The 24567-nt window shown below is 47.7% G+C and carries 25 protein-coding genes; 13 read left to right on the top strand and 12 right to left on the bottom strand.

Annotated features, from left to right (window positions below):
* Window positions 1–52 precede the first annotated feature (52 nt).
* On the bottom strand, window positions 53–2365 hold the full coding sequence (locus tag IFU39_RS21865; RefSeq protein WP_192134833.1) for an ATP-dependent DNA helicase: 2313 nt from the start codon (window positions 2363–2365) through the stop codon (window positions 53–55).
* A 169-nt stretch (window positions 2366–2534) separates the two neighbouring features.
* On the opposite strand from IFU39_RS21865, the gene IFU39_RS21860 reads away from it, so the two are divergent.
* The 4 genes from IFU39_RS21860 to IFU39_RS21845 all read left to right on the top strand — a co-directional run bounded on the left by IFU39_RS21860 (window position 2535) and on the right by IFU39_RS21845 (window position 5795).
* On the top strand, window positions 2535–2747 hold the full coding sequence (locus IFU39_RS21860) for a helix-turn-helix transcriptional regulator (protein WP_036612923.1): 213 nt from the start codon (window positions 2535–2537) through the stop codon (window positions 2745–2747).
* Window positions 2737–3051 (top strand): hypothetical protein, encoded by a 315-nt coding sequence (locus IFU39_RS21855; protein WP_051449528.1) that lies wholly within the window; start codon window positions 2737–2739, stop codon window positions 3049–3051. The genes IFU39_RS21860 and IFU39_RS21855 overlap by 11 nt, the downstream gene beginning before the upstream one ends.
* Window positions 3052–3142: 91 nt before the next feature.
* Complete coding sequence (locus tag IFU39_RS33280) at window positions 3143–3640, top strand: antibiotic biosynthesis monooxygenase family protein (protein WP_036612926.1); 498 nt, start codon at window positions 3143–3145, stop codon at window positions 3638–3640.
* A 172-nt stretch (window positions 3641–3812) separates the two neighbouring features.
* Window positions 3813–5795 (top strand): LTA synthase family protein, encoded by a 1983-nt coding sequence (locus IFU39_RS21845; RefSeq protein ID WP_244661072.1) that lies wholly within the window; start codon window positions 3813–3815, stop codon window positions 5793–5795.
* Between the two features lie 94 nt (window positions 5796–5889).
* Here the strand turns inward: IFU39_RS21845 and IFU39_RS21840 are convergent, their stop codons facing one another.
* The 5 genes from IFU39_RS21840 to cidR all read right to left on the bottom strand — a co-directional run bounded on the left by IFU39_RS21840 (window position 5890) and on the right by cidR (window position 9925).
* The gene (locus tag IFU39_RS21840; protein WP_192134831.1) at window positions 5890–6450 is read right to left on the bottom strand and encodes a hypothetical protein; all 561 of its coding nucleotides are present in this window, start codon (window positions 6448–6450) and stop codon (window positions 5890–5892) included.
* A 157-nt stretch (window positions 6451–6607) separates the two neighbouring features.
* Window positions 6608–7279 carry a hypothetical protein gene (locus IFU39_RS21835; RefSeq protein WP_047840815.1) on the bottom strand — a complete coding sequence of 224 codons (672 nt, stop codon included), beginning with the start codon at window positions 7277–7279 and terminating at the stop codon, window positions 6608–6610.
* A 44-nt stretch (window positions 7280–7323) separates the two neighbouring features.
* On the bottom strand, window positions 7324–7998 hold the full coding sequence (locus IFU39_RS21830; protein WP_091012660.1) for a GNAT family N-acetyltransferase: 675 nt from the start codon (window positions 7996–7998) through the stop codon (window positions 7324–7326).
* A gap of 74 nt (window positions 7999–8072) precedes the next feature.
* Window positions 8073–8930: a carbon-nitrogen hydrolase family protein gene (locus IFU39_RS21825; RefSeq protein ID WP_192134829.1), complete on the bottom strand. Its 858-nt coding sequence runs from the start codon at window positions 8928–8930 to the stop codon at window positions 8073–8075.
* Between the two features lie 110 nt (window positions 8931–9040).
* Window positions 9041–9925 carry a cidABC operon transcriptional activator CidR gene (cidR, locus tag IFU39_RS21820; RefSeq protein WP_192134827.1) on the bottom strand — a complete coding sequence of 295 codons (885 nt, stop codon included), beginning with the start codon at window positions 9923–9925 and terminating at the stop codon, window positions 9041–9043.
* Between the two features lie 155 nt (window positions 9926–10080).
* Between cidR and IFU39_RS21815 the strand changes: the two genes are divergently transcribed.
* From IFU39_RS21815 to IFU39_RS21795, 5 genes are all read left to right on the top strand, one after another.
* Window positions 10081–10452: a CidA/LrgA family protein gene (locus IFU39_RS21815; RefSeq protein ID WP_017691758.1), complete on the top strand. Its 372-nt coding sequence runs from the start codon at window positions 10081–10083 to the stop codon at window positions 10450–10452.
* Window positions 10449–11129 (top strand): LrgB family protein, encoded by a 681-nt coding sequence (locus IFU39_RS21810; protein WP_047840819.1) that lies wholly within the window; start codon window positions 10449–10451, stop codon window positions 11127–11129. Before IFU39_RS21815 ends, IFU39_RS21810 begins: the two co-directional genes overlap by 4 nt.
* Window positions 11130–11235: 106 nt before the next feature.
* Window positions 11236–11754 carry an AbrB/MazE/SpoVT family DNA-binding domain-containing protein gene (locus IFU39_RS21805; protein ID WP_047840820.1) on the top strand — a complete coding sequence of 173 codons (519 nt, stop codon included), beginning with the start codon at window positions 11236–11238 and terminating at the stop codon, window positions 11752–11754.
* 124 nt (window positions 11755–11878) lie between these two features.
* On the top strand, window positions 11879–12574 hold the full coding sequence (locus IFU39_RS21800; RefSeq protein WP_192134825.1) for a Crp/Fnr family transcriptional regulator: 696 nt from the start codon (window positions 11879–11881) through the stop codon (window positions 12572–12574).
* 77 nt (window positions 12575–12651) lie between these two features.
* Window positions 12652–13491: a DNA alkylation repair protein gene (locus IFU39_RS21795; RefSeq protein ID WP_091012655.1), complete on the top strand. Its 840-nt coding sequence runs from the start codon at window positions 12652–12654 to the stop codon at window positions 13489–13491.
* A gap of 125 nt (window positions 13492–13616) precedes the next feature.
* Here the strand turns inward: IFU39_RS21795 and IFU39_RS21790 are convergent, their stop codons facing one another.
* Complete coding sequence (locus IFU39_RS21790) at window positions 13617–13997, bottom strand: DoxX family protein (protein ID WP_051447288.1); 381 nt, start codon at window positions 13995–13997, stop codon at window positions 13617–13619.
* Window positions 13998–14420: 423 nt separating this feature from the next.
* On the opposite strand from IFU39_RS21790, the gene IFU39_RS21785 reads away from it, so the two are divergent.
* Window positions 14421–14720 (top strand): winged helix-turn-helix transcriptional regulator, encoded by a 300-nt coding sequence (locus IFU39_RS21785; RefSeq protein ID WP_026081419.1) that lies wholly within the window; start codon window positions 14421–14423, stop codon window positions 14718–14720.
* A gap of 106 nt (window positions 14721–14826) precedes the next feature.
* Here IFU39_RS21785 and IFU39_RS21780 read toward each other — a convergent pair whose 3' ends face one another.
* The 5 genes from IFU39_RS21780 to IFU39_RS21760 all read right to left on the bottom strand — a co-directional run bounded on the left by IFU39_RS21780 (window position 14827) and on the right by IFU39_RS21760 (window position 21005).
* Window positions 14827–15831, bottom strand: coding sequence for a Gfo/Idh/MocA family protein (locus IFU39_RS21780; RefSeq protein ID WP_149846857.1), 1005 nt, complete (start codon window positions 15829–15831; stop codon window positions 14827–14829).
* A 68-nt stretch (window positions 15832–15899) separates the two neighbouring features.
* Window positions 15900–17558, bottom strand: a complete 1659-nt coding sequence (locus IFU39_RS21775; protein ID WP_274599291.1) for a glycerol-3-phosphate dehydrogenase/oxidase — start codon at window positions 17556–17558, stop codon at window positions 15900–15902.
* Window positions 17559–17959: 401 nt separating this feature from the next.
* On the bottom strand, window positions 17960–19447 hold the full coding sequence (gene glpK, locus IFU39_RS21770) for a glycerol kinase GlpK (protein WP_192134823.1): 1488 nt from the start codon (window positions 19445–19447) through the stop codon (window positions 17960–17962).
* Window positions 19448–19475: 28 nt separating this feature from the next.
* On the bottom strand, window positions 19476–20045 hold the full coding sequence (locus tag IFU39_RS21765) for a glycerol-3-phosphate responsive antiterminator (protein WP_091013254.1): 570 nt from the start codon (window positions 20043–20045) through the stop codon (window positions 19476–19478).
* Between the two features lie 192 nt (window positions 20046–20237).
* The gene (locus tag IFU39_RS21760) at window positions 20238–21005 is read right to left on the bottom strand and encodes a GTP cyclohydrolase II (protein ID WP_047840826.1); all 768 of its coding nucleotides are present in this window, start codon (window positions 21003–21005) and stop codon (window positions 20238–20240) included.
* A gap of 323 nt (window positions 21006–21328) precedes the next feature.
* Between IFU39_RS21760 and IFU39_RS21755 the strand changes: the two genes are divergently transcribed.
* The 3 genes from IFU39_RS21755 (at window position 21329) to IFU39_RS21745 (ending at window position 24446) form a co-directional block, all read left to right on the top strand.
* A complete protein-coding gene (locus IFU39_RS21755) occupies window positions 21329–22603 on the top strand; it encodes an ABC transporter substrate-binding protein (RefSeq protein ID WP_192134821.1) in 1275 nt (424 codons plus the stop codon).
* 128 nt (window positions 22604–22731) lie between these two features.
* The gene (locus IFU39_RS21750) at window positions 22732–23598 is read left to right on the top strand and encodes a carbohydrate ABC transporter permease (protein WP_091013252.1); all 867 of its coding nucleotides are present in this window, start codon (window positions 22732–22734) and stop codon (window positions 23596–23598) included.
* A 20-nt stretch (window positions 23599–23618) separates the two neighbouring features.
* Window positions 23619–24446, top strand: coding sequence for a carbohydrate ABC transporter permease (locus IFU39_RS21745; RefSeq protein WP_036612996.1), 828 nt, complete (start codon window positions 23619–23621; stop codon window positions 24444–24446).
* Window positions 24447–24567 lie beyond the last annotated feature (121 nt).

Genomic DNA, 24567 nt, shown 5'->3' with positions numbered 1-24567 from the left:
AAATGATTAGTTCAACTTATATACATGGATCATTTCATCCGTAGTTCATTCATCAAATTCGTTTATAGTCCCGCCACTCCTCGGGCAACAGGGAACGATACGGTTCCTGGATAAAACGATCGTCGACCAGCACCAGCACACCTCTGTCTTCCTCCGTCCGAATCAGCCGTCCACCCGCCTGCAGCACCTTGTTCATCCCCGGGAAAATATAGGCGTAATTGAATCCGTTGCGTCCTGTCCGATCATAGTAATCACGTAATACGTTGTTCTCCAGACCAATCTGCGGCAACCCCGCACCTACCACAACGACGCCATTCAAACGGTCTCCCGGCAGATCGACCCCCTCCGAGAATACGCCACCCATGACGGCAAAAACCAAGCATGTTCGTTCAGGATTCGGCTGAAATCCATCCAAAAACTGCTCCCGTTCCAGTTCGTTCATGCCTTGCTTTTGTATGACCGTATCCGCTTCACTTGGAAGCTGTGCATAGGTCTCATATATCTCGCGCATATAAGGATAGGAAGGGAAGAACACCATTAGATTGCTGCGCGGCCATTCACTTACCAGCTGTTGCAGCATCTCCGCAATGGGTCGCCGGGATTGCTCCCGATCCTTATAACGCACGGATAAGGGCAGAAGTCTCACATCCAATTGTTCGCGCTGAAATGGTGAGGGAATCTGCAATGTATAATCCTCTTCCTCTGCACCCAGCATATCCCGGTAATAGCGAAGAGGTGACAAGGTAGCCGAAAAATGAATGAGGGAGCGGAATCCTTTGGCCGTCTGACGAAGCAGTACCGAAGGGTCGAGACAAAATAACTTCACTCTCACTTCACTTCGAACACACTCTGCATACGTAATAAAACGTTCATCATACAGCTTGGCAATACGCAGGAAATTCTGTGCTGTGAAGTAGGCATCCAACAGCAACTGATCCGTCTCGGCATTCCCCGAACCACCTTCAACAAGACATTGCTCCGCAACCATGACAAAAGGCTCCAGCCGTTCAATCAGTTCCTCCGGTGCTTCCTGCTGGATGATCTTTCCTTCTTCTCCACCGTTTTTCCGAAGGGTAATCAGATACTTATCAATGGCCCCGGTGTAGTCAACAATGGCTTTGGCAGCAGGCACACTGCTGTCCAGCGACTGAAATTCTCTTTTCACATCTAGAAATACTGCCTTCTCCAGCTCAGCGGAAAACATCATTCGGCCACGATCGACCAGATTATGAGCCTCGTCCACCAGTAACACCGTCTTGCGTTTCTGCTCCTCCAACATTCGTTTCAGAGAAATACGCGGATCGAAAATATAGTTATAATCGCAGATCACCGCATCAGCTGCATACGCCGCATCCAATGAAAACTCAAACGGACACACCCGATGTTTGCGCGCATACTGCTCGATGACCGGACGTGTCATTAACGTCTCATGTTCCAGCATGTCCAGCACGGCCCCGTTAATACGGTCATAATATCCTTCACACATGCCGCACTGCCCCGTATCACAAGCTTCCTCTTCCTTAAAACATATCTTGTCCTTCGCGGTCAGACTGATCACATGCATCTTCAATCCTTCCGATTGCATCCGGGCAAAAGCTTCTTCTGCCGCCACCCGTGTCGTCGTCCTCGCAGTCAGATAGAACAATCGGCTCGCTTCGCCTTCGCCAATCGCTTTGACCGTGGGGAACAGTACGGACATCGTTTTACCTATGCCTGTTGGTGCTTTGGCCATCAATCCCTGACCCTCGCGGATTGTTTTGTATACGGCTCCTGCCAGTTTCCGCTGCCCCTCCCGGTATTTGCGAAAAGGAAACGGCAGCTCTTTCACACTGACATCTCGCTTTTCTTCATACGCAGCGATCATCTCTGCATAAGGCGCATAACCGGCAATCACTTCTGCCGCAAACTGCTCCAGTTCCTGCCGTTCTGCCATTCGGCGAAATCGTCTTTCTTCATGGGTAACCGAATGCACATACGTCAACTGCACTTGCATACGTGGTTCATCCTGCTGAACGGCGTACATGTAGGCATACATCATGGCCTGCGCCCAGTGCACGGGAAGACCTTCTCCCAGATCATCCAGATTGCCCGCAGTTGATTTGATCTCATCCACTGTCAACTGACCCTCCAACCGGATCAGGCCATCACATCGCCCTTCCACCACATAGGTCAGATCCCCATGTTGAATCTCAGCTTCGAGTACGATCTCTTTCAGATCCTCTTCGGTGTACTCCTTCTGTACCCGCTGGTGAATCCGAGTCCCCTCTTGCATTGAGGCATTGGTCCGGAACCCTGGACGTATGCTACCACTGCGGTACACATACTCCACCAAAGGTCTAACCGATATCCGAATTGTTGTTGTCATACGATCACCCGTTCTGTTTGTAGTGATTATACTTTATCATGAAATATGCTCTTGGACACAGTACCACCTCGAAGAAGCGGAAAATATTATAAAGAGAGATTGACATCACATCATCGCATAAGTAAAGTTAACTTTACGTAAAGCCAACTTTACTTATGGGAGGATATACTTGCAAAATCTAATCAGAGACAAACGAATACATATGCACATCACACAGGAAGAACTGTCTCAACGGCTTAAGGTCTCCAGGCAGACCATCATATCGTTGGAATCCGGAAAGTACAAACCTTCTCTTGTGCTTGCTCACAAGCTTGCCCAATTATTTGGCTGTCAGATCGAGGAATTATTTATTTTTGAAGGAGATGAGAATATTGAGTTCTGAATTACTGAATCGGATGATCGGAATCGGTGGAATTGTAGCTGGTTTGTTATTTGCCATACTCATTATTTTTTTCACAAGGTTGATTGCAAAAAAGCACAACGGACTGGATGAGCGGTACCTCTATTGTATCACGAGAGCAAAGGCCTTCTCCTGGAATGCGACAACCATCAGTCTTGCTCTGGCTTGGATCCTCGTAGTTATGCTAGACGGGATATCACTTTCCTTTTTCATTATTACTGCAGTGTTTGTCATTCATTGTTTATCTTCTATTGCGGCAAACCTATACTACTCAGCTCGGAATTAGTCCACCTGTCCGATACATGTGAACCGATTGGACTCGTACAATCCCATATGCTATCTTGAAATAGAATGTACTTAATGAGGAGGCAGCTTCTATGTATATCTATTTGGTTCCTTCACCGATTCCGGATGCACTTGCTGCGTACCCGCATCTAACTTTGCGAAGCGAAGAGCATGTGCGTCTGGCTATTGAATCCGCAGAACGCCTGATGAATATCGAGTCTGATGATAAAGTAGCCGCATATGAAGCTTTTGATGCCGCAGGCTCCTGGACTGGCGGTGGTTACGCTGTTCTGAACAATATCCCTGTCACAGAGGATGGTCGTAACGATTTCGAAGAACGGTTTAAGAACCGTGCCCGTAAGGTTGAAGACGAGCCTGGTTTTGTCGGTATTCGTGTGCTTCGCCCTCTCAAGGATGATACGTATGTTGTACTTACACTCTGGCAATCCGAAGAACATTTCAAAGGCTGGCAGGAATCCCAAGCCTATAGTCACGCTCACCGAAACCGCAGTACAAGCGAAGGGCTGACTGCACAGAAGCCCACCATGTTCCCCAGACCTTCTTACGTCACAACGTACACGATAGAATAACGGATTGGGTCACGCCTGGCTTTTATCGCAGTAGCGCCCATGTTTTTTCAAACCTCTTCCTGCATGGAAGAGGTTTTTTGCCGTCAATTATAGAAGGCTCTCATTTTTGACACAGCCATGCTGAGATAGGATAATACTTGTTAAATGAAACTTCGGAAGGGAAGGCGGTACCTTGTCACGCAGTTCACTCACCCGATTTCTAAGCGGACCTTTTATATTCTTTACCATTATCATGATGATCAAAAGTTCACTGGCCTGGATTGTTATCTTCGATGACATCCCTGTCTGGAAACCACTGCTGACCGAATTGCCGCTCATCTGGATCGGCTTCTGTCTAATTGAGTGGTTTGCTGCCAAGCGACGAATGTGGATGTACCTTGCCGTGGATCTGCTGCTTTCAGGGATTTTTTTTGCAGCCATCATGTACTACAAATACTATGGCGTAATCGTTAACTATCATGCGCTGGCACAGGTGAATCAGGTGACCTCAGTCAAGAGCAGTATGTTCTCTTTACTTGATCCCTATTATTTGTTTATTTTTGCAGACGTTTTGATCATTGGGGGGATACTCACTCGTCGTCGGATCAAGCTCGGGAGTACAGAACGCCCAAACCGTATTCCACTTGAACGACGTGCCAGAAGACGGGTCGCTTCGGTCATTCTGATACTGTCCATGATCCTATGCATGCTTAACATCTATCCCAATCGGGCCAGCATGAGTGAGCTTACACAAGCAGAACAGATGGGCATCCTCGGTTACGAGGCGTATACCATCCTGGATCGACCTGATAAACCTGTGCCCATTGCTCAGATTGATCAGACTGACATCGACCAACTGAAGCAAACGACCGAACTTCCTGCAATTTTGGAGAAGGGTGCCGCGAGCGGACGCAATGTGATTATGCTCCAGTTGGAATCGTTTCAGAACTTTCTGATTGGATTAGAGGTAGATGGACAGGAGATCACGCCCAACCTGAATCAATTGGCTAGAAAGAGCCTGTATTTTCCGAACTTCTATCAGCAAGTGGGACAGGGAAATACATCGGATGCAGAATTTGTTGTGAACACATCGTTCTACACCCCACCGAACGGGGCAGCAACAACTGTATATGCAGATAAAGCTCTGCCGAGTCTACCCAAGTTGATGTCAGCAAACGGATATCAGACAGCCACATTCCATACAAATGATGTTCGTTTCTGGAATCGGGATCAGTTATACAAGGCACTAGGGTTCGACCAGTATTATGATATTGATTATTTCGGCACACAGGACTCTATCGCCTTTTCGGCCTCGGATGAAGTACTGTATTCCAAGACACTGGATAAGCTGGAATCCATGCAGTCTTCGGGCAATCCCTTCTATGCCCATATCATTTCCATGTCAGCCCACCACCCGTACACTTTGCCTAAAAACAAGGTAAAGCTGACGCTGCCAGATCGTTACAAGGATACGTTGCCCGGTGATTATCTGATATCACAGCATTATGCGGATGAGGCAGTTGGACAGTTGATTGCTGGATTGAAAGAACGGGGATTATGGGAAAATAGCATGTTCGTCTTGTACGGGGATCACCTGGGGCTTCCCATCTACTCACTGGATCGGGATGACAAAGTCCTTATGAAAGAGTTGTATGGCCGGGAATACACATCAGCAGATATGATTAATATCCCACTCATGATCTCGGCTCCGGGCGTTACCCCGGGTGTACAACTGGAACAGATCGGAGGCCAGGTGGACATTCTGCCAACGATTGCGGGACTCACCGGAGTATCACTGAAGGACCAATTACACTTCGGACAGGATTTGCTTCGTGAAGGGGGAAATCTCCTACCCGAACGTTATTACCTTCCTTCCGGGTCGGTGCTAAACGATGCTTCTCTCTTCATTCCGGCAAAAGGATACGGGGACGGGACGCATTATTCCCTAGCTGATGCAGGCAGACAGGATGCTGGGCAACAACGGACAGGTGTTCCGTCAGACGAGACACCTCAGATTTCGGGAGATGAGGAATCTCCAACTATCGCCACACCCAATAACAGTGGGCTGTCTTCTTCACGGTTTATAACGAAGGATCAATATGATCGAGCATTGGATCTTGCACACTTGTCCAACAGTTATTTAAGCCAGTTACCGGACCGAAAGGCTAAACAATAATTGAATCTTTTCACTCGAACTCATCCATGCGGCGACCCTCCTCTTTAACATAGAGAGAACGGTCGCTATTTATTTTCAGAACCAGACTAGTGGCCTATCCATTCGTAAGCAGACCATCAAAGAGCCAGTTGCCTTCCTCAGAACGAATGAAATAGAAATCTAATGCACCGTTTCCATCAGACCATACTGTAGCCATATGTAAAATGACACGATCTGAATCCAGAGGATTAAATCCACGGTACTCCAAATTATTCAGGCTAACGTTTTGCAGAAAAGGGACTTCGTAATCCCCCTGTTCCAGTTTCGAAATAATGATATTGTTCTGCTGCGATATTTCTATGTTCGGAGAAGACACCGATTCAAGATATGTATAGTTATTGGATTGCATCGCCGCCATCAGTTTAAACGTTATGTTCAGCGTTTCTCTTAAACTTTCTATTTCTTCTTGCTCTGTTGCGTCTTTTTCACCTTTTCCCTTCTGGTTGTTACGTACCTGCTCCTTCAGCAGTTCATTTTCCTTCCGCATTTGTTCGGTATTTATGGCATCCTCACGTTCCCTCTCCTGTACATCTGGTAGTGAAGCATCGTCACTCGAACTGCAGGCTGTTAAAAATAAAGCGAGCATCCATATCAATAAGATTCTGCTTTTTCTCATCTAATCCCCTCCTTAATAAAAAGTGAATAATAGAAACACATATCTTCCATATTTATGGTAACATATTCCAAAAAAAGGAAATACTATCTTGTTTATTCTGAAAAATAAACAAAAAAGACCCGAACCCTGTTAGTCCAGGCTCGGGTCTTTCATATGATTACAACGGCAGTAGCGCAACCGACTTGCGAGCAGTCAATTGTTCTACCATGGCAAGCCATTCTTGTGGTTTATTAGGAAGTACAGCATAATATCGATTCAGGAAATCAGCCACCAGACTTGCTGGCAGTTCACCAAGCGACTCATCACCTGGCATGAAGCACAGGTCCAATCCACCAACCGCTTCGCCATCCCCTTGCCAGGATGGATGAACATATGGGAAGTCCAGACGCTGGTACCCCAAATGGGACAATACTTCGCGACGCACATACGGGTCCATCGGCTTGATGCCGCCAAACTCGTGATCTTGACTCAGATAAGGGTTATAGATTTCGGCAAACATACCGAACAATTCTTTCCCGTTTGCTGCAGCCAGCTTTTGCAGATCACGCTTGCGGTGATTCGCCAGGAAACTACCAATCCCCAGTCCTTCGCGCCCAATAATCGTAAAGTCCGTCATGGCTACGTTCCAGTCCTCGTAATAACGGTACTCTGTCGCGCCAACGACTTGTCCTTCATGTACAGCCACGAACACCCGAATACCCGGATCTTCCAGCGGTTCTTCCCACAGGGGGAAGTCCAGCACTTCCTCCCGCGGGAAAATTTCCTGCATTAGCTTGTGCATTTGGGCAAACAACGGATCTTTAATAGATGTAATACGCGTGAATTCCATAGATTAATGCCTCCTCGATCAATGATGTATTTCATTTGTTTTCTTTATCTGAACGGATTAAGCCACTCCATCAGGGCAGCATAATTACAGGATTCCTCATCGTCCAGATAGTCTGCGGTCACACCAACGGGCATGCGGCCACAGCGAAGCAGGAACGATATCACCGGGTCACGCCTCTCTCCTGCTGTTACCTGATCCAGATATTCCTGCGCAGACAGTTGGTCTGCAACCAGATGATAACCGGGTATTCTACCAGCGCCTAGTAACCGATCCATACCCTGTGCAATCACAAGATGGTACATCGCCTGCATCATCAACTGAGCCAGTCCCCATTTGCGGTACTTCGGACGAACACAGAGATCAACAATATACAGCGTGTTGCCATCCGGCTGATGGTTACGAATATAACCGTCATCCGTTACTTCGGCCCAGGTATGACTTGCTGGATGTGCAGGGTCCCACTGCATCCGTAGCGAGGTCATTGAGCCAGCCAATTCTCCATCGACTTCAATACAGATGGCACCCTCCGGGTAATGCTGCACATGACTGGTGAGCTGCTCGTGACTCCAGAGCAGCTCTTCCGGATAAGGAGGAGGGAAACTCTCCGCCTGAATGCGAATGAGTTCCTCAAAGTCGGCTGCAATATAATTGCGAACGACTGCTTTTACCCTTTTACCATTCCGCTCCGGGTCGGTGATCAGCATTTCTTTCGTATACATGTTGCCGGTTCACCCCTTTCCACTGACAAATGAACTCCAAAACTCTGTTTTGCTTCGGTTTTAAACGTAGTTGCCTACGCCCAATCGGTATACAGATCGGTACGGCGGTCACGCCAGGTCGTTACCGATCCACGTTCGCGCACCTCATACAACAAGTCCAAATCCAGATCGGCGGTCACGATCATATCGTTGTTAATCTCACCCTCGGCCAGAATGCCACGTGGCGGGAATGGAATATCATTCGGCGTAATAATGGCAGCCTGTCCGTAGTTGGCCCGCATGAAATCAACGGTTGGCAAGTTACCCACTGTTCCTGTTAACACAACATACACCTGATTCTCCACCGCGCGGGCATGACTCGTATAACGCACACGGTAGAATCCGTGACGATCGTCCGTACAGGAAGGACAGAAAATCACATCTGCGCCTTTGGCTTTGGCCATCCGTACAATTTCCGGGAATTCAATATCGTAACAGGTCAGCATGGCAATGCGGCCTTTATCCGTGTCGAACACCTCAAGTCCCTCTCCGGGAGCCATGTTCCATTCCTGGACTTCGGTTGGTGTAATGTGAATCTTGTCCTGCCGCACGATGCGACCATCCGGGTAGAACATGTGGGCTGTATTATACAGCTTCCCTTCACGGCGAATGACGTGGGTTCCCCCGATGACGTGCATGCCATACTTGGCAGCGAGTGAAGTGAACAGTTGTTCATATTGTTCCGTATAGTTCGGCAGATCCTCAATCGTCAGTGCATTGCCTTGTTTGTCCCCAATGGACATTAACTGCGTTGTGAAAAATTCCGGGAACAGCACAAATTCGGTTCCGTATTCGCTCGCTGTCCGTATGTAATGCTCAGCCTGAGCGGCGAACTGCTCAAACGAGCTGATTGTGTGCAATTGGTATTGTACAGCGGATACCCGCAGTTTCATGTTCGTACACCTCCATCATGATTATGCTTCCATTGTAACAACGATCCGGGGTCAACAAAAGAGTATTTACACTGGGCACTCAATGACAGAATAACCTTCCGATCGCTTCCTTACTCACCCAGCATCGACTGTGTGAATCCAATCCACTCTCTCGTGGCAAAAGACAGATAACGATCCTTCCGCCAGATCATGCCGAGCTGCCATGGAATCACCGGTTCCATCACGGGTATAATGCGTACGCGCATATGGTCCACCTCACGACAGATCGTTTCCGGTAGTAGAGCTACACCAAGATTGGCGGCAACCATCGCGCTGAGCAGATCCCACTGAGAGCTCTCATATACCACACGGGGCTGGAACCCCACATGCTGGCAAGCCACAATAATCCGGTCATGCAATGCAAAATCCTCCCGGAACAGCACAAAGGCGTCGTTTTCCAGTTCATGCAGCGCGACCGACTCTTTCTCCGCAAGTGGATGTGAAGGGTGTACGAGCAGGTTCAGCTTCTCTTTCACAAACACAAAATGATCCAACAGCTCATCCACGGTTGGCAGTACGGCAACGCCAATATCCAGTGCACCGCTGATCACATCGGCCTCCACTTTTTTGGCGCCATCCTCAAACAGCTGAATGGTCACCTGCGGGTAGGCTTTGTGAAATTCACCAATGATCATGGGGAAAAAGCTTGATCCTACCATTGGCGGCAAGCCGATCCGCAGATGGCCTTTTTTCAAGTTCATCAGATCGTCCAATTCGGAGGACAGACTGCGGAATGATTTTTCAATCTCCAGTGCCTGCCGAAAAAAAACATGACCTGCATCGGTTAGTTCCACCTTTTTGCCATAACGATCCAGTAGCGTGATCCCCAATTCCTCTTCAAGACTCTTGACCGTCTTGCTGATCGTGGGCTGGGTGATATACAGGACTTCGGCGGCTTTTGTGAAGCTCTGCTGCCGGGCAACTTCCAGAAAATATTGCAAATGGCGGATATCCATCGGTTGATCCCCACCTCTCATAGATAAATGGAATAGTAAACATTCTTAATATGCATTTTACTCATGAAAGAATGCCATGTAAAATTTGTGATATCAAATGAAACATTTTCAAAAAAAATTAAACGATTACGTTGATTATATAAGGAGGGATTGAAGTGAAAAAATGGGGCCTTGGTATTGCACAGGTTGCGCTCTTAATGGTTTTTTCACTGCTTATGGACCTGCTGGCCCGTACTCTCCATCTTCCTGTACCCGGTTCAATACTCGGTATGGTTGTGTTATTCATTCTGCTTCAGACTCGTGTCGTGAAGCTGCGTTGGATTGAAGTTGGAGCTGCCTGGCTGCTCGGTGAACTATTGTTATTTTTTATCCCGTCAGCCGTTGGCATCATGAACTATATGCCCATGCTGGAGCATGACGGATTGCAGATTTTATTCATCGTACTGCTTAGTACATTCCTGGTCATGTCCTGCACAGGCCTGGTTGCTACACGAATTGCCAAACGAAAGGAGCGTCACACCGGATGATTGGATTTCTCTGCCTGCTGTTAACCGTCGGTATCTATGGGGTCGCCAAACGAATGTATCGTAATCTGCCGAAAGTGTACCTGTCTCCATTGCTCATTACGCCACTGCTTGTCGTTGGCATATTACTTGCAACCGGAACGGATTATGCCACGTATAGCAGTGGCGGCAAATGGCTGAGTCTGCTTCTTCAACCGGCCACCGTGGCTTTTGCCGTTCCGCTCTATACCTTTTTCCATGTACTCAAAAAACATATTTCCGAGATTGTCTTCAGTGTCATGACCGGTTCAGTCGTTGCCGTACTCTCTTCTGCCCTGCTCGCCAAATGGTTGCGCCTGGATTCCGGTCTCATTCATAGTCTGATCCCAAGATCGATTACCACCCCAATTGCCATGAACGTATCCGCCACCATCGGTGGCATACCCGCAGTGACAGCTGTTTTTGTTATTATGACTGGTCTGCTCGGAGTGATTATGGGCCCTTCTATTGTCAAAATGCTGCGCATCGATGGGGAGATTGCACGAGGCACACTGTTTGGAACCGGTGCCCATGGCACAGGGACATCCAAGGCATTTGAACTGAGTTCCCTGACCGGTACCATCTCCAGCATCTCCATGGTGCTCGCTGCATTGTTCACTTTAGCCGTTGCACCCGTCCTTTCCAAACTTATTTTTCCATAATAGATGGCATTATTCCACTTTTTTGAAATATTATTGTTGTATTAAAGCCCTTTCTTCCTTACAATAAGGACAGGTTTTTAATTGTGAATATTGCGGGGGAGATGCGATGAAAAGAACCGGAATGAAGAGATCTCTGGACCGTCTTGGACGAATTGTCCTTCCCAAAGAAATGCGGGATACGATGGAAATCCATATCGGCGATCCGCTTGAGTTTTTCATTGAAGGGAAAGAGTTGATTTTAAGAAAGTACAAATCAACATTATGTATTTTTTGCGGTGATGTAGATACGGAAATGTATTTCAAAGAACAATTCATCTGCCGGACTTGTGCAATTCAATTAAAACACCCGGATGACTCTCCCGACTGGTTCGTACCTCAGAACAAACAGGCTCCTGCACCCGTGGAGCGTCCTGCTTCCAAATCCGCCCCAGTCTCATCTCCCGCTAGGGAAGAAGGGACCACAGCTGACAACCAAGAATACCCGGACCTGCGGCCAAAGACGGCACGCATGCTGCAACAGATGAAAGAAATTGTTGAACAGAATCCCGGTTTGGCTCAACAGCAAATTGCGGAAAAGCTTGGCATCAGCCAAGGACGCGTCTCTCAATTAAAAAAGTTACTATAATCAAAATGGCATTCGATCATTTATAGTCAGAAGACCTTCCGATCAGGAAGTCCCGCTGCAAGAGAACCCTTTGTTTTTCGTGGGTTCTTCTTTTTTTATTCAACTTGTAATGGAAAGGAGCTCTATGGATAAAATTCTGTATTTATCACAATTCGACCTCATGTCCTCCTTATCCAAGGCAGACCTGATTGAAATGGATGGGATGACTTCTATTACGACCATACCCAAAAACAGACAGATCCAGACACCCGATACGTTTACAGAAGGTTTCTATTTTGTAAAACGGGGAAAGGTTCGTTTATATACATTAAATCCGGAGGGCAAACAGTTCACTCTCGATATGTTGACGGAAGGTAACGTGTTTGGAGAAATGAACGGAATCTCACTCGGAACACGCGCCGTTTATATCGAAACGATGGAGGAGTGTGATATTTGCCTGATGAACAAACAACGTTTTGAACAGTTTCTGATTGAACATCCACAATTTATGATGAGACTGATGAACGTACTAAGCGAGCGGATCAAGCAAATGAGTGAGTTGACACAGACGCTCGCACTAGGAAACCTGCATGAAAAGGTGCTACATAATCTCTTCCGCCTGGCTGAACAGATGGGATGGATCGAAGAAGATGAGTTCTGCAAGATTCAACTCGCACTTACCCATCAGGAGATTGCCTGGATGGCGGGGGCTACACGGGAATCGGTTACGATTGTCATGCAAGACTTGGCAAAAGCAGGTCGTATTCGTACCGGATTCAAATCAGTCTCCCTTCATCGTGACGAAATCGCTACCCTTCGGAAAATCACTGCCCACTTGTAAGATGCCTTACATCCCCTTTCTTCAGCAAGTTGTATTGTATAACTCATGATGCTATACAGCTAAGGAGGAATATACTGTTGAATGCTAAGCCAGATCTATTTATCCCTGAAGACGTTTTTCTTCGCAAAGGTGCCCGTAGAGCAACGGAAATCCCTGAGCATATCCGCAATTGGCTGCAAGCAGGACATATCGAATCGGTCAATCTGACCGAATGGCTGGCTGTAGATCATGTTTCTCTTTTTCAGAAGGTTACCCATGAATGGGGAATGGATACCGAAACCAGAGCAATTACAGAGCAGTTAACACAGATGGATGAGCAGCGAATCATGAAAATCATCCCGGCCATAGCCATGCAATGGCTTGATCTGTTGAATCGTCTAACCATGAATGAACAAACGGATCTCTTTCGTTCCATTGCAGAGCATCGTTCAGACAGTGTTCGCTGCTGGGCGGCTTATATCATTGGGCTGAATTCTGGTCTGAACCTGACTGAAAAGTTGAAGCATATTCGGCCCTTTGGAGCAGATCATCACTTTGGTGTAAGAGAAATCGCCTGGATGGCTGTACGGGAGTCCATCTCTGCCGAATTATCCTTAGCCCTGCAGCAGTTAATCCCATGGAGCGTTGACCCTGATCCACTGATCCGTCGCTTTGCCATAGAATCAATCAGACCTCGTGGCGTCTGGACCAAGCATATTCAGGAGTTAAAAGAAAATCCGGCCATGGCCCTTCCCTTGCTTGACGCGGTGAAATCCGATGCCCATAAGTATGTACAGGATTCGGTAAGTAACTGGCTGAACGACGCCAGCAAGACCAATCCAGAGTGGGTGCGGCAGGTCTGTGCCACTTGGACTCAGCAGTCGGATACACAATATACGCGGCGAATCGTTAGACGTGCCACGCGAAGTCTTACATAAAAAAAGATGACCACCGCTTACTGGCAGTGGTCATCTTCTGCATAGGCATCCGCGTTTACATTCCTTTTGACAGGAATACCTTTTCCTCGGTAAATAGCCCCATAACGTTCCCTCTTATCTTTAACTTACGCCTGAATCGCGTCCATCTGGCCTTCTTCTTCCGCTTCCAATCTGCGCATGCCTACCACCAGAACAATGATGTTAGCTACCAACAACACAGCCGGGAACGGAACAGCAGCGTATTGTGCATAGATCAGATGACTTCCCACGGCCCCAATCAGAATGAATGTCAGTATGCCTGAAGCCAGGATGCGAGTACGTGGAATCAGCAATCCTACTGCACTAAGCAACTCCGCAGCCCCGAGCAAATACATCGTCCATGTCGGATAAGAGAAACTTTCGAATGTCTGAATCATCATGTCTGCCCCACTAATCTTGTTAAACCCTGTCATGACGAAAACACCTGCTAACACAACCAGAAAAACGTAACCCAAAATCTTGTTCATGTGTATATCCTCCTGTAACAAATTATATGTTCCTACTATGTAATGATTATTTTTGCTGCCCATTGTAAAAAAGAATCTATGTAAAAGTTCCCAAAGGTCACTCTGTTTTCAACCGTTCAGCCGAGTTTAATTTTCAGAATGGTACGCGTTCATATTATACGTATTATTTATCACCAACTTACTTTTGTGAAGTTAGTATATAATAATAATATAATTTCTTCAAGTAATTTTTCACTGTATGATGTATAATACATACAAAAGGTATGTTACAGTATATTTTGTAGTAACCCTCATTTACTTGGATGTCCTATATTCTTAAAACGGCAGAAACCATGTCCTTTCATATACAACCTGCGAAGAAAATAATCATGAATCGAGGTGAACACGTTGAAGCTAAAAAAAGTAAAAGCACCAAGTCCCTGTATGATCACTCAAGCCATAGACATCATAGGAAAGAAGTGGGTACTGTTAATCATGTACCAACTGTTGTCCGGACCCAAACGGTTTACGGAGCTTGAAGCAGAGATGGCGATCAGTGGACGACTTTTATCGGAGCGTTTGAAGGAAATGGAGACAGAAGGTATCGTAACCCGACACATGTTTCCCGAGATACCTCCCCGTGTAGAGTATGAATTAACACCTAAAGGCAGAGCCATTGAACCTGTCATTGATCAGATCTACAGTTGGTCATCCGACTGGTTGAAACAGCAGAAATCCGAGTAGTTGAATTGCTGTTCAATAATCTCTACTCAACACAAATACGCCTGAATCGGGCCGATCTGCGGATCATTCCCTGATTCAGGCGTATTTATATTACGTTCAACTTTTATTAATGAGAGAGATATTTTGAAGGCTGAAGCTGTACCGGCAGACCGGAATCTGCCGATGCCAAGGCCGCCGTTGTAATCTCCTGTGTAAGGCAGGCATCCGCATAATCGGACAGAATTCGTGAACGGTCTCCCGTACGAAGGGCGTGAATGAACGCTTCATTCTCACGCTCGTATGGATTATGTCCTGCCGGAATCTCCAGACCTGCCATCGCATGTTTTGCCGCACTTGGCAGAAGCAAACGTTCTGGCGTCCAATCCCACACGCCTGCATCCGTGTAGAACTGGAGCCCTGCGCCGCCCTCTCCGTCTGGCAACAGACATGTATTGGCGATACTGGCAATCGCTCCACTTTCCAGCTTGAGCGTCACATTCGCCACATCTGCTACGGTCACATGCTCATGCTTCTCATGCATGCTTCGCTGAGCTGCTACAGCATATACCTCCGTAACTTCTCCTGCACAATACCGAAGCAAGTCTACAATATGTGTAGTCTGCTCTACGAATTGTCCTCCTGAACCGTCCTGACGCCGCCACCAGGCGACCCCTGGCATTCCGCCCATCCAGCGGCCAAGAGCCATGCCGACCGTCTGTTCTTTCATCGATTGCTGCAGGACCTGCGCGGCCTCCTGATAACGGAAATGGTATCCTACAGAGGTTAACAATCCGCTCTTTTGCACCTGATCCAACACCTGACGCGGAACATCCATTCCGGTGCTCAAAGGTTTCTCCACCAGGAATGGAATACCGCGGCGGATTAATTCGGACTCAATCGACCCGTGAGACATCGGAGGCACACAGATATACACCGCATCCAGCTTCTCACCATCCAGCATATGTTCAAGTTCCCCGTAACCAACTGCATCATAAACGGAGGCCATGGCCTCTGCCTTTTCGAGCGATGTTCCACAGACACTCGCAACACGAACACCTTCCATCCGTGCGAGAATATCCGCGTGTACCTTACTGAACCAGCCTGTTCCAATGATTCCGATCTGTAATGTCATGGATGTAATCCCCTCTCTATGTTACACGCTTACATGTTCCATTCGACTCTTGACCTTGAAATCCTGCCTCAGATTTTGCCGGATGCTTCCAGCAACAGCTGATCCAGTTCCTGTGTATGTTTAACCTCTTCCTCTTCAGACCAGTTCAAACGACCTGCCATATACGAGATAACCGCTGTTTTATAGCGACGAACTTCATCAATACGGAAGAATAAATCACCTGTTCTTCGTACCAAAAAGTCAGACGGGGTTACAGCCATCTCTTCATCAATCGCGTAAAGCAGCATCAGCAATAGCTCCTGGGGCATGCCATGAAGCTCGGACTTGGTGCGTGGATCGGGCATTCGCTCATACAGTGCCTCCACATTGGAACCATACGTGCGAACCAGCCGCTCCGCAGCAGGTCGGGCAAGCCCGAGGGCAACACCGTCCTTGATCTTGCGCTCCGCATACGATACAAATCCAGCCGATCCCCCTACGTCACCGCCGGAGATGGGCATCTTCTTCGTTACACAAGGGCCTATGGAATGCCCACTCTCCTGCTCCATCTGGCGTGCGACCAGATCAACAACCATCTCGGCCATTTTACGGTATCCGGTTAACTTGCCCCCGGCAATCGTAATCAGATTGGAATCGGATACCCAGACTTCATCTTTACGTGAAATTTCGGAAGGATTCTTGCCTTCCTCATGAATGAGTGGACGTACACCGGCCCATCCGGATTCCACGTCCTCGGTACCAATGTGTACATCTGGAAACATGCCGTTGACTGCATCGATCACATAATCGCGATCTGAGTCGGAAATTTGCGGGTGTGCAGGATCATCCTGATATACAGTGTCGGTTGTTCCTACATAGGTTTTGCCATCACGTGGGACAGCGAATACCATTCGACCATCTGGTGTATCAAAATAGACAGCCTGCCTCAATGGGAATCGTTCACCATCAAAGACCAAATGAATGCCTTTGGTCATCTGTAGCGTTTTCCCCTTGCGCGAACCATCCAATTCCCGCAGCCCATCCACCCAGGGGCCGGAAGCGTTGATCACCTTGCTTGCTTTTAGCGTATATATCTGCCCATCGATCTGATCCCTAGCTTCAATACCTGTAATCTTGCCATTCTCCTTCAGGAAATCTTTCGCCTTGACGTAGTTCACTGCCTGTGCCCCACGTTTGACAGCTTCTTTCAACACTTCTATGGTGAGCCTGGCATCATCAGTCCGGTACTCCACATAGAGTCCACCACCCAACAACCCCTGTTTGCGTAATAAAGGTTCACTGTCTGACACCGCTCCAGCATTCAACATTTGGCGCCGTTCACTGCGCTTCACCCCGGCGAGCCGATCATACACCATCAGTCCAATGGATGTGCTGAAGCGGCCGAACGTGCCAGCCGTATAGATCGGTAACAACATCGGTTCCGGTGTGGTCACATGTGGCCCATTTTCATAAACTACAGCCCGCTCCCGTCCTACCTCAGCAACCATCTTCACTTCATATTGCTTCAAATATCGTAATCCGCCATGGACAAGCTTGGTCGAACGACTGGATGTACCTGCTGCAAAATCCTGCATTTCTACAAGCGCCGTCTTCAATCCACGGGAAGCTGCGTCCAATGCAATCCCTGCGCCTGTAATTCCACCACCAATAATTAATACGTCAAAATGTACATTCGCCATGTTTTGCAAATATTCGGTCCGGTATGCTGACGAGAACGTTTCTGTCATTCTTGAACCTCCTATTGATTTTCTCAACTTTTCCGTAAAAAAAACAAAAAAAGGACCACGTCATTCGCTCAGCAATTGCTGAGCGGCACGTGGTCCCTCCCGATCTCCAGACATCATTTTTTAACTTGTGCCTTTATCCTATCACAGATTTTTGACGGCGTGAAGTCCTGAAATGACACATTATTCAAAAAAAATTCAAAAAGTTGTTCTGCCAAAGGATGGAATTTCAAATGAATCCACTAACCTTGTTTTTTTCCTTATAGTGGGTATACATTTTGCCTTCTCCAGGAAGAATAACCCTGTAAATCATGCATCATTTTCCACCAGTAAATATCATTTATAACATATGTTTAGTTAAAAAGTACAAATACCCACACCAAGAAATATTCATTTCATTTCTTTTATTTAAAAGCCATTGCTGCGTTCACTGCACGTTTCCAGCCTGCATACAGTTCTGTCCGTTGTTGCTCCGCCATAACAGGCTGGAAGACACGCTCCGTATTTTCATGATCCGTCAATTCATCCGCACTCGTCCAATATCCAACCGCCAATCCTGCCAGATAAGCCGCACCCAATGCAGTCGTTTCATTCACCGTTGGGCGTTCGACAGGAATGCCCAGAATATCACTCTGGAACTGCATGAGAAAATCATTCGCCGCCGCTCCTCCATCCACACGCAGAGCATGCACGGGAATACCCGAGTCGGATTCCATGGCCTCCAGTACATCTTTGGTCTGATACGCCAACGCCTCAAGCGTAGCACGGATAAAGTGTTCCTTCGTCGTACCTCGGGTCAGGCCAAACACCGCACCCTTAACCTCACTATCCCAATATGGACTGCCCAGTCCCACAAAGGCAGGTACCATATAAACGCCATCTGTGGAAGGCACACGTGAGGCGTAATCCTCGCTGTCTTTTGAAGAGCGAATCATTCTTAATCCGTCACGCAGCCACTGAACCGCTGAACCTGCAACAAAAATGCTGCCTTCGAGCGCATATTCAACCTTGCCATTCATCCCCCAGGCAATCGTCGTAATCAGTCCGTGATTGGATTGTACCGGGTTCTCTCCCGTATTCATAAGCATGAAACAACCGGTACCATATGTATTTTTCATACTGCCCTTGGTGTAACAGCCCTGACCAAACATCGCTGCCTGTTGATCTCCTGCTGCTCCCGCGATTGGAATCCGATGACCGAAGAAATGATAATCTGTTGTGTGTGCATACACCTCGGATGAACCCCGTACCTCTGGCAGCATGGCCTTAGGAATGCCGAGGATAGCCAACAATTCGTCATCCCATTGCAGATCATAGATGTTATAGATCAAGGTACGTGAGGCATTGGATATATCCGTGACATGTGTACCCCCGCTCAGTTTCCAGATTAACCAGCTATCAATCGTGCCAAAGAGCAATTCACCCTTCTCGGCCCGCTCCCGGGCACCAGGGACATGATCCAGAATCCACTTCACCTTTGTTCCCGAGAAGTAGGGATCGATCAGTAATCCTGTTTTACGGCGGAAAAGGTCCCCAAGACCCTGCGTCTTCAATTCTTCACAGATATCTGCGGTCTGTCTGGATTGCCATACCACTGCATTATAGATGGGTCTGCCTGTTTCTTTGTCCCATACCACAACGGTCTCACGTTGATTCGTAATTCCAATTCCGGCAATCTGAACAGGTTTGATTCCGCTCTCTGCCAGACATGAAGCCATCACGGCAAGAATGGAACTCCAGATTTCGTTGGCATTCTGCTCTACCCAGCCCGGTTTGGGGAAATACTGGGGGAATTCCTGCTGTGCAATGTGCACAATCTCTCCGCCACGGTTAAACAGAATAGCTCGGGAGCTTGTCGTTCCCTGATCCAGAGCCAATATATATTTTTCCATACAGCCAACCTCCTGTTGTGGGTTATTTTTAATTTGTAAGCGATTTCTCAAAATGTCGGATCAGCTCTGCGTTGGATGTGGTCACTGCCGTAGCCCCGACGCCAAGCGCAAGTTCAACCTCTTCAGGTGAGCGGATCAATCCCCCTGCAATAATGGGTATCCCTGTACGCACAGATACTTCCGCAATAATATGCGGAATGACGCCAGGTAATACTTCAATGTAATCAGGTTGGGTTTTGGCCAGCAACAGATAACTTTTCTCCAGTGCATGGGTATCCAGCAGAAACACACGCTGAATGGCTGTGATGCCTTTCTGCTTCGCCTTTTGGATGACACTTGCCCTAGTCGAAATCAGTCCTGCCGGGCGAATGTGCTGACACAGATACTCTGCCGCGTACTCATCGTTTTTTAATCCCTGTACCAGATCTGCATGCAAAAGTATCTTTTTGTCATACCGCCGCGCCTCATCCATTACACTCTGAAGCTGTGCAATATGCGTTTCCAGCATCACCCCATAGGTATAAGGGCCTTCAATGATCGCTTCAAACTGCTTCATGCTCTTCGCAGCCGGCAATATACGTTGTCCCTCAAATGGCACCTTGGTTCCTCCCGCATTCATCAGATGACTATATTGTATAATCCGCACTGTCGGAACGGCAAGCCATTCCATGAATCAGGGAAACCTGATCGCTACCCTGTCATCCATGCAAAAAAGCCGCTGTATACTTCTCCATAGCGGAGAGTAAAACAACGGCTAATCAGCTAATCGTATATGTTCAATGAATAAAGATTAAGCCTGCGCATGCGGAAGCAGCGTCTCTGCCCCAGCCCAGCCATCACTTTCCGCCAAGTGACCAGAACGGTTCACTTTCGTTTGCAGATATTTCTCGTTGAATGCAGAGCGATCTCCCCACAGTGGGACACGTCCGCCTACATTCAATCCTGCTTCCTGCAAAGCAGCCAGCTTCCGTGGATTGTTCGTGATCAATGTAACCGGTGCGGAGCGAAGTGCACGCAGCACAGCAATCGCATCGTCATAATTACGAGCATCGTCCGTGAATCCGAGCTGCAAGTTCGCATCTACCGTGTCCAGACCTTCTTCTTGCAAAATGTACGCCATGGCTTTGCTGAACAGACCGATGCCACGGCCTTCATGATTCGCAAGATAGAACAGTGCACCCGCTCCGTGAGCGGCGATCATTTTCATGGATTGCTCCAATTGGAAGCCACAATCACAACGCTTGCTGCCAAAGATGTCGCCTGTATGACAGATGCTATGCATCCGGATCAGCGCTTCTTGTGCTTCAGCAAAGTCACCGTACACCAGAACACTGGATTGTTGACGCTCTGCTAGTTCAGCCTCAGCAAGGGATTCGATTAACTCGCCGCTCTCCATCGCTTTGTCCGATTTCATCCAGCTGTACCACTGGAATGTCTTGGTCTCCCCATCGAGGTTAACCGGAAGCTTGATTGGTCCCACCAGGTATATAAACTCTTTTCCACTCGGAAAAGTCTGAATTTTAGGGGCAAGCAGTTGAATAATATGTGAATTGATCATTGTCGTTCCTCCTGTTTAGGCCAACTTGTATGTTGATTGATTCGCATCCAGCGTGAAATTGGATCACTTGGATGTTATATAGTACGCATCTATATTATTCTCATCATCATTAGTTACTTTATGTAAGTTAGTTTAGAATAAAAATTATAATGTGTCAAGTAACTTTTATTTTTAAAGTAACTACCCAATTTATGTTACGCAACGGACACAAATATGTGTTTCATTTCAGGAATATTGGGTATGAGTTTATAAACTGCTCATACACTAATGTTGTAGTCCAAAGCACTTCATGCCTCGAACTTAACGATGAGGGGGTAATGCACATGATCCGCCGGAAAAGAACATGCTGGACAGCCATACTGATGGTCTGCGTCCTGCTCATAAGCGGATGCTCCATCTGGCCCGGACAGGACGATTCAGCGAACAACAAAAAGGTAACGCTTACATTATGGTACTGGAACCGTTCCATTGATGATAAGTTGATTGCCAGGGCTAAGGAAAAGTTCCCCAACATTGAACTGACAGCTCAGAAAATCGGCGGTGATTTCAAGGCAAAGCTCAAAACAACACTCGCTGCACGCTCAGGTGAACCAGACATTGTGGCATTGAACGACTGGATCATGGAGCTATTCCCCAGTGAGGACCGTTTCTATAATCTGTATGATCTTGGCGCAGGAGATATTGAAAGCCAGTATCTGCCGTGGAAATGGAAGCAAGGCGTTACGCCGAGTGGACAGATGATCGGGTTCCCGATGGATACGGGGCCAACCGCTCTCTTTTACCGAGAAGATCTGTTCAAGGAAGCCGGATTACCATCTGATCCTGAAGACGTTACACGTCAGATTAACAGCTGGGATGCTTATGCTGCTGCCGGAGAGAAGATCAAGGAAAAATTCGGAGGCAAGGTATTTCTGACCGATAACATTGGAAGCGTTTACAACCAAGTGTTGTCACAAGGCGCTGAACGTTATTTCCGTCCAGATGGTTCATTCATCGGCATGGATTCTGCTCTGGTGCGAACAAGCTGGGATACATCCATAGCTTTCAAAGAGAAGGGACTGCTTGCCAATGCAGACGGCTGGACTCCAGGCTGGAACGCAGCGATGAATAACGGTGAAGTCGCCTCGTTCGTGGGTGCTGTCTGGATGAAGCAAGTGCTTCAGGAAGCTGCACCGGATACATCCGGGAAGTGGCGGGTAGCTCGGGCTCCGGGAGGGGATGGCAACAACGGGGGATCATTCCTGTCCATCCTGAAGTCGAGTGAACATCCTCAGGAAGCCTTTGAACTGGTTCGCTGGCTGCAAAGTCCCGAAAATCAACTGGAGCAATATCAGACATTGAACCTGTTCCCTTCCGCACCAGGTGTATTTGATGATCCTGCCATGAAAGAAAAAGAACCTTTCTTCGGCGGACAGGCGACAGGGCCTGTATTTGCCGAATCGGCACAGGAGGTGCCGGATGCTTTCTTTGGCGAAAGATACCCATCCGTACACAACATTATCACCCGACGGCTGAATGATGTGGCGAAGCAAAATGCCGATCCACAGCAGGTCTGGACAGATACGGTACACCGCGTCGAGCGGGAATTGCAGCGTTAACCTGAAGAACGTGTGGTTTCGTTATCCGCAAAGGAGGAATTCATATGGCTGTAACTGAACCTCGTCTTACTCCCGATCCCGGAAATGCAAGACCTGATCTGGATCGGCAGAAGTCACTATGGGCGAGAATGTGGGAGCATCGTGCACTTTATGTTGCAATATCGCCGTTTTATATTCTGTTTGCGGTATTTGGGCTGTTCCCGATTGGATTCTCACTCTATCTGGCTTTTCATAAATGGGATGGCATCGGTGTCATGACGTACAACGGGTTCAACAACTTCAAATACATGCTGACCGATGCCGAGTTCTGGCAAGCCGTGGGCAACACGTTCATGATCTGGATCTATTCGACGATTCCGATGCTCTTCTTCGCGCTGATTATTGCCTTTCTGCTGCATGCACCATTTGTGAAGTTCCGTACATTATTTCGGGTCGGTTATTTCCTGCCAAACGTCACGTCCATCGTAGCGGTAGCCATTATCTTCGGTGCTTTATTTGCCAACAATTATGGCTTTCTCAATTATCTGTTGCAGTCGGTCGGGCTACCTGTTGTGGAATGGCTTAATGCACCATGGGGCATCAAAGTCGCAATCTCCTCCATGGTGGTCTGGCGCTGGACCGGATATAACGCCGTCATCTATCTGGCCGGACTTCAAAGTATTCCGCAGACATTATACGAAGCGGCCAAGATTGACGGCGCATCAGCGATACAGTCCTTTTTCCGAATTACAATTCCGATGCTGCGTCCTGTGATCCTGTTTACAGTCATTACATCAACGATTGGCGGTATGCAGCTGTTCACTGAGCCGCAAGTATTGGTAGGTAATGATGGCGGCGCTGGTGCAGCAGGCATGACGATTGTATTGTACCTCTACCGTGAATCCTTCATTAACAATTACTTCGGCTATGGCGCTGCCGTTGGTTGGGGCATGTTCCTCATTATCGCCCTGTTCTCGATTGTGAACTGGAAGCTTGTTCAAGGCAAATCATCCTGATGTGATAAGGGGGAGCGCTCATGGCGACCAAACACCTCAAATCGCTGGTGTTGTATACCGGTCTTATCGGGGGCATGCTCATATCCATGTTCCCGTTCTATTGGCTGATTGTAATGTCTACCCGGACAACGTCCGATATCTACAAGTTCCCACCGCAGCTCTGGTTCGGGGGTGAGCTATGGAATAATATTACGCGGGTATTGCAGCAAATTGATTTCTGGGGCGCCTTTCTGAATACGTTGTTTGTGTCGGGCCTCGTGACCATACTTGTACTGTTTTTTGACTCACTGGCGGGGTTTGCGTTTGCGAAGTTTGAATTTCCCGGCAAAAAGTGGCTCTTCATCCTGCTGCTCGCGACCATGATGGTACCTTCCCAGCTGTCGCTGGTGCCTTCCTTCGTACTGATGGCAACGTTCGGTTGGGTCGGTTCCTTCAAAGCTCTCATTATTCCCGGCATGGTGAACGCCTTCGGCATCTTCTGGATTCGCCAGTATGCGACAGAGTCGATTCCAAACGATCTGCTGGATGCAGGCCGCATCGACGGCTGTAATTTCTTCCGGCTCTATTGGAACGTAGCGCTGCCAATTCTGCGACCTGCCTTTGCTTTCCTCGGCGCGTTCACTTTTATCGGGGTATGGAATGATTATCTGTGGCCTTTGATCGTCCTGACGGATGAACGCAAATATACGTTGCAGATTGCGTTGTCTCAATTGAACGGGTTGTATAACACAGACTATGCCATGGTTATCGCGGGTACGTTGCTTGCCGTCATTCCACTCATCGTTATGTTCCTGTTCATCAGCCGCCAGTTTATTTCGGATATTGCCGCAGGAGCGGTGAAGGATTAAGGATGATGTAATCGGGATCGACGTAATCTGCTCCATTTTGATCCATCCCTCAAGTCTGATATTCTTAACTATAGATGAAATAACAGATGTCATATAAGTTGGATGAATAGCGTCACGTGCA

This window comes from Paenibacillus sp. CFBP 13594, from assembly GCF_014842675.1.
Classification (GTDB): domain Bacteria; phylum Bacillota; class Bacilli; order Paenibacillales; family Paenibacillaceae; genus Paenibacillus; species Paenibacillus amylolyticus_B.
This window is presented reverse-complemented; position numbering and strand designations above follow the sequence as displayed.

What these genes read in the sequence shown, in the direction of transcription:
- IFU39_RS21865 (WP_192134833.1), bottom strand. Translation starts at nt 2,365, where the DNA reads ATGACAACAACAATTCGGATATCGGTTAGACCTTTGGTGGAGTATGTG.
- IFU39_RS33280 (WP_036612926.1), top strand. Translation starts at nt 3,143, where the DNA reads ATGTATATCTATTTGGTTCCTTCACCGATTCCGGATGCACTTGCTGCG.
- IFU39_RS21840 (WP_192134831.1), bottom strand. Translation starts at nt 6,450, where the DNA reads ATGAGAAAAAGCAGAATCTTATTGATATGGATGCTCGCTTTATTTTTA.
- IFU39_RS21835 (WP_047840815.1), bottom strand. Translation starts at nt 7,279, where the DNA reads ATGGAATTCACGCGTATTACATCTATTAAAGATCCGTTGTTTGCCCAA.
- IFU39_RS21830 (WP_091012660.1), bottom strand. Translation starts at nt 7,998, where the DNA reads ATGTATACGAAAGAAATGCTGATCACCGACCCGGAGCGGAATGGTAAA.
- IFU39_RS21825 (WP_192134829.1), bottom strand. Translation starts at nt 8,930, where the DNA reads ATGAAACTGCGGGTATCCGCTGTACAATACCAATTGCACACAATCAGC.
- cidR (WP_192134827.1), bottom strand. Translation starts at nt 9,925, where the DNA reads ATGGATATCCGCCATTTGCAATATTTTCTGGAAGTTGCCCGGCAGCAG.
- IFU39_RS21810 (WP_047840819.1), top strand. Translation starts at nt 10,449, where the DNA reads ATGATTGGATTTCTCTGCCTGCTGTTAACCGTCGGTATCTATGGGGTC.
- IFU39_RS21805 (WP_047840820.1), top strand. Translation starts at nt 11,236, where the DNA reads ATGAAAAGAACCGGAATGAAGAGATCTCTGGACCGTCTTGGACGAATT.
- IFU39_RS21800 (WP_192134825.1), top strand. Translation starts at nt 11,879, where the DNA reads ATGGATAAAATTCTGTATTTATCACAATTCGACCTCATGTCCTCCTTA.
- IFU39_RS21790 (WP_051447288.1), bottom strand. Translation starts at nt 13,997, where the DNA reads ATGAACAAGATTTTGGGTTACGTTTTTCTGGTTGTGTTAGCAGGTGTT.
- IFU39_RS21785 (WP_026081419.1), top strand. Translation starts at nt 14,421, where the DNA reads ATGATCACTCAAGCCATAGACATCATAGGAAAGAAGTGGGTACTGTTA.
- IFU39_RS21780 (WP_149846857.1), bottom strand. Translation starts at nt 15,831, where the DNA reads ATGACATTACAGATCGGAATCATTGGAACAGGCTGGTTCAGTAAGGTA.
- IFU39_RS21775 (WP_274599291.1), bottom strand. Translation starts at nt 17,558, where the DNA reads ATGACAGAAACGTTCTCGTCAGCATACCGGACCGAATATTTGCAAAAC.
- glpK (WP_192134823.1), bottom strand. Translation starts at nt 19,447, where the DNA reads ATGGAAAAATATATATTGGCTCTGGATCAGGGAACGACAAGCTCCCGA.
- IFU39_RS21760 (WP_047840826.1), bottom strand. Translation starts at nt 21,005, where the DNA reads ATGATCAATTCACATATTATTCAACTGCTTGCCCCTAAAATTCAGACT.
- IFU39_RS21755 (WP_192134821.1), top strand. Translation starts at nt 21,329, where the DNA reads ATGATCCGCCGGAAAAGAACATGCTGGACAGCCATACTGATGGTCTGC.
- IFU39_RS21750 (WP_091013252.1), top strand. Translation starts at nt 22,732, where the DNA reads ATGTGGGAGCATCGTGCACTTTATGTTGCAATATCGCCGTTTTATATT.
- IFU39_RS21745 (WP_036612996.1), top strand. Translation starts at nt 23,619, where the DNA reads ATGGCGACCAAACACCTCAAATCGCTGGTGTTGTATACCGGTCTTATC.